Annotated in this window: 5 protein-coding genes and 1 pseudogene; 1 reads left to right on the top strand and 5 read right to left on the bottom strand. The window is 67.3% G+C overall.

The annotated features are described in order from the left end of the window. The 3 genes and pseudogenes from AB4Y99_RS26455 to tesB form a co-directional block, all read right to left on the bottom strand. Nucleotides 1–214: pseudogene (locus tag AB4Y99_RS26455) on the bottom strand (ammonium transporter); the annotation flags it as partial. A gap of 28 nt (nucleotides 215–242) precedes the next feature. After that, on the bottom strand, nucleotides 243–581 hold the full coding sequence (locus AB4Y99_RS26460; RefSeq protein WP_038358178.1) for a P-II family nitrogen regulator: 339 nt from the start codon (nucleotides 579–581) through the stop codon (nucleotides 243–245). A gap of 238 nt (nucleotides 582–819) precedes the next feature. After that, on the bottom strand, nucleotides 820–1,689 hold the full coding sequence (gene tesB / locus AB4Y99_RS26465) for an acyl-CoA thioesterase II (protein WP_038358177.1): 870 nt from the start codon (nucleotides 1,687–1,689) through the stop codon (nucleotides 820–822). Between the two features lie 223 nt (nucleotides 1,690–1,912). Between tesB and AB4Y99_RS26470 the strand changes: the two genes are divergently transcribed. Then, complete coding sequence (locus AB4Y99_RS26470) at nucleotides 1,913–3,160, top strand: ubiquinone biosynthesis hydroxylase (RefSeq protein WP_441525424.1); 1,248 nt, start codon at nucleotides 1,913–1,915, stop codon at nucleotides 3,158–3,160. 10 nt (nucleotides 3,161–3,170) lie between these two features. Here AB4Y99_RS26470 and AB4Y99_RS26475 read toward each other — a convergent pair whose 3' ends face one another. Next, the gene (locus AB4Y99_RS26475) at nucleotides 3,171–3,476 is read right to left on the bottom strand and encodes a type II toxin-antitoxin system RelE/ParE family toxin (protein ID WP_038358173.1); all 306 of its coding nucleotides are present in this window, start codon (nucleotides 3,474–3,476) and stop codon (nucleotides 3,171–3,173) included. Continuing rightward, entirely contained in the window at nucleotides 3,473–3,742 is a 270-nt protein-coding gene (locus AB4Y99_RS26480) for a CopG family ribbon-helix-helix protein (RefSeq protein ID WP_441525425.1), read from the bottom strand. Before AB4Y99_RS26480 ends, AB4Y99_RS26475 begins: the two co-directional genes overlap by 4 nt. Nucleotides 3,743–3,772: the final 30 nt, after the last annotated feature.

The raw sequence follows: 3,772 nt of genomic DNA on the forward strand, positions 1-3,772 counted from the left end.
GGCCGCCATAGAACAGCGCCAACCCCGGCAGCGTCATGAAGAGGACGAGGAGCGAGGACACCAGCATCCAGGCAGTGTCGCCCTTATTGGGCACGGCCGCGGCGGCGGCCGCCGGCGCCTCGGGAGCCGCCGTCTGGGCCAGGGCCGCGCCGGCGCAGAGCGCGGCGAGCGTGAGGCCGGTCAGCCCGGCCCGCAGGGAAGTCCTGAAATTCATTGCTTGAAACTCCTGAAGGGTCGGGGGCTCAGAGGGCGTCGCCGTCGGTCTCGCCGGTGCGGATGCGCACCGCCTTCTCGATCGAGGAGACGAAGATCTTGCCGTCACCGATCTGGCCGGTACGGGCGGCGGCGGTGATCGCCTCGATCACCTTGCCGACGAGCTCGTCGGCGACAGCCACCTCGATCTTGATCTTGGGCAGGAAGCTCACGGCGTATTCGGCGCCGCGGTAGATCTCGGTATGACCCTTCTGCCGGCCATAGCCCTTCACTTCAGTCACTGTCAGGCCGTGCACGCCGATGGCGGTGAGCCCGTCGCGCACCTCCTCCAGCTTGAACGGCTTGATGATCGCCATCACGATTTTCATCTGCTGGGTTTCCCCTTTACGCCGCCTGGTCGTCAGCCCCGGCGAACTCGTTGCGCCTCGCCCGCCCTGCGATGCGCAGTGCGACGCAGCGCATAATTCAAGGGACGTGCCAAAGCGCTCCGCGGGCCGGCGTCAGCCTCCGGGCGGGGGAATCAGGCACAGATCAGCCGAAAATCGAATCTGGAGCGCCTATTCGATAGGCATTTGCTTTCTCGTTATGCAATTGCCTGAAAAGGCGTCAGGCGCGATCCGGCCGTGGGCGGATCAGGCCTTCCTGCGCCACGGAGGCCACCAGCCGCCCCTCGCGATCGAAGACGAGGCCGCGCGAGAAGCCGCGCGCGCCCGAGGTCGAGGGGCTGTCCTGCGCATAGAGCAGCCACTCATCGGCGCGGAAGGGGCGGTGGAACCAGAGTGCGTGGTCGAGGCTCGCGCCCTGGATCTTCTGGTCGAAAACGGTCGTGCCATGCGCGATGAGGCTGGAATCGAGCAGCATGAGGTCCGAGGCGTAGGCGAGAACGCTGCGATGCAGGGCTGGCTCGTCGGGCAGGGTCTCCATCGCCCGGATCCAGACATTGAACTTCGGCTCCATCTTGCCGCCGGTGCGATAGCGCTCGAGCTCGACGGGGCGGATCTCGATCGGCCGCTTGCGCTGGTAATAGGCCTGCACCGCATCCGGCATATGCGGCAGCACGGTCTTCGCCATCTCCTCGCGATCCGGCAAGTCCTCGGGCATCGGGACGTCCGGCATCGGCATCTGGTGCTCGTAGCCGGGCTCGTCGACCTGGAAGGAGGCCGACATGGCGAAGATCGCCTCGCCCTTCTGGATGGCGAGCACGCGCCGCGTCGTGAAGGAGCGGCCGTCGCGCAGGCGATCGACTTCATAGACGATCGGCATTTCCGGGTCGCCGGGTAGCAGGAAATAGGCGTGCAGCGAATGCGGTTGGCGGTCTTCCACGGTCTTGCAGGCGGCGTAGAGCGACTGCGCGATCACCTGACCGCCGAAGACGCGCGGCCAGGTCGACTTCGGGCTGCGACCGCGGAACAGATTGCTTTCGAGCTGCTCGAGGTCGAGGATCGCCGTCAGGGAAGCGCTGATCTGCTGTGACATGAGGCCGTATCGCGGTCGGGTTGACGTTGGCGTCGGCGGCCCGCAGAGGAACAGCCGGGTTTACCCGCATCAGCACCGAGGCGGCTTGCCTCGTCAAGCGGGCCGCCATGGCGTCGGACCGAAAAGTGGAATCCACTTTTCGGAAGAATCCGATGCGATAACAAATGGATAGATCACCGTTATCGTATCCGACAGGACGCGCGGCGATCGAGGGAGAAGCAGAATGGCCGTCGTGCCGGACGCAAGCATGCGCATCGTCATCGCCGGCGGAGGCATCGCCGGCTTGAGCCTCGCGCTCGCCTTGAAGCAGGCGCTCGGAGCGGGCTTTGCGGTGGTGCTGGCCGATCCGGGGGTGAACGCCGCTCCCAAGCCCGACAACCGCGCCTATGCGGTGGCGGCGGGCGCCCGCTCGATGCTGGAGACGCTCGGCGTCTGGGAAGCGGTCTCCGGCCACGCCCAGGCGATGATGGAGATGGTGATCTCGGACAGCCGGACGAACGATGCCGTCCGGCCCGTCTTCCTCACCTTCGACGGTGAGGTCGAGCCCGGCCAGCCTTTCGCCCATATGGTCGAGAATGCCGCGCTGGTGGCGGAGCTGAAGGCCGCCTGCGAGCGGGCCGGGGTCGATCTGAGGCCGGTCGGCGTGCGCGGTTTCGCTGTCGAGGACGAGGCTGTCGCGATCACCTTCGCCGATGGTGCTGAGGACAAGGCGGCGCTGCTGGTCGCGGCCGATGGCGCCCGCTCGCGGCTGCGCGAGCAGGCCGGGATCGGCTGGGTCGGCTGGAATTATCCGCAATCCGGCATCGTCGCGACGATCGGCCATGAGCGGCCGCATCACGGCAGGGCGGTCGAGCACTTCCTGCCTTCGGGGCCCTTCGCCATCCTGCCGCTCACGGATGGCGGCAGGCTCGGCCACCGCTCCTCGATCGTCTGGACGGAAAGGACCGGGAACGTCGCGCCGCTGCTGTCGCTCGATGCGCAGGACATGTTGGCCGAGATCGAGATGCGCTTCGGGCTCGAGCTCGGCGAGATTACGCTGGAGAGCCCGGTGAGCGCCCATCCGCTCGGCTTCGGCGTGGCGCGGCGCTTCGTCGACCAAAGGTTCGCGCTGCTGGGCGATGCCGCCCATCTCATCCACCCGATCGCGGGGCAGGGGCTCAATCTCGGGCTGAAGGATGTCGCGGCGCTGGCGGAGGTCATCGTCGATGCCGCGCGCCTCGGGCTCGATGCCGGCGCGCTCGACGTGCTCGAGGATTACGAGACGGCGCGCCGCTTCGACACGGTCGCGATGRGTGCGGTGACGGACGGGCTGAACCGGCTGTTCTCGAACGATGCGACGCCGCTGCGGCTGGCGCGCGATCTCGGGCTCGGGCTGGTCGATCGGCTGCCGGGGCTGAAGCGCTTCTTCATCCGCGAGGCCGCCGGTGTCGCCGGTGCGCCGCCGCGGCTGTTGCGGGGCGAGACGCTCTGAGCGCGCCCGCTCAGCCTGGCCAGCCCTCATCAGGCCAGTCGCGCGCGGTGTGAATGACGCGCAGGATCGCGACGACCTCGCGGCCGCGCTGGAGCGCGAGCGAATAGGCCAGGATGTAGGGCAGGCGGGGAACCAGTTTCTCGTAGACGCCACTCACGCGTCCCGGCCGTCCGGTCGCGAAATCACCGAGCTCGTTCCCGGCCTGCTCGATTGCATCGACGACCCGCTCAGCCGCGTCGGGGTTGTCTTCGGCGATGTAGCGAAGGATATCGAGGTAGTCGCGTCTGGCATCGTCCGACCAGATGACGGGCCTCATCCTCGGCCGGCCTTCCTCAGCCTCGCATCCGCGACGATTTGGCGAGCCTCGGCGGTGACCTGGTCGTGCGCGACGACCCGTCCGGCCTCGACGTCGCCCAAGCCCCGTTTGATCCCCTCGATGATCTCAAGCTCGCGGTCGACATAGGCTGACACCGCCTCGCCCGCGAGGAAGGATTTGCTGCGCCGGGTGTCGGTCGCGATTCGCTCCAGCTTGCGCTTCGTCTCGGCCGAAACCCGAATCGTCATCGTTTCCGTCGCGGCCATCGTTCCTACTCCTGTGTTGTCGTGTGTACA

This window comes from Allobosea sp. TAB14 (assembly GCF_052113865.1).
GTDB lineage: Bacteria > Pseudomonadota > Alphaproteobacteria > Rhizobiales > Beijerinckiaceae > Allobosea > Allobosea spartocytisi.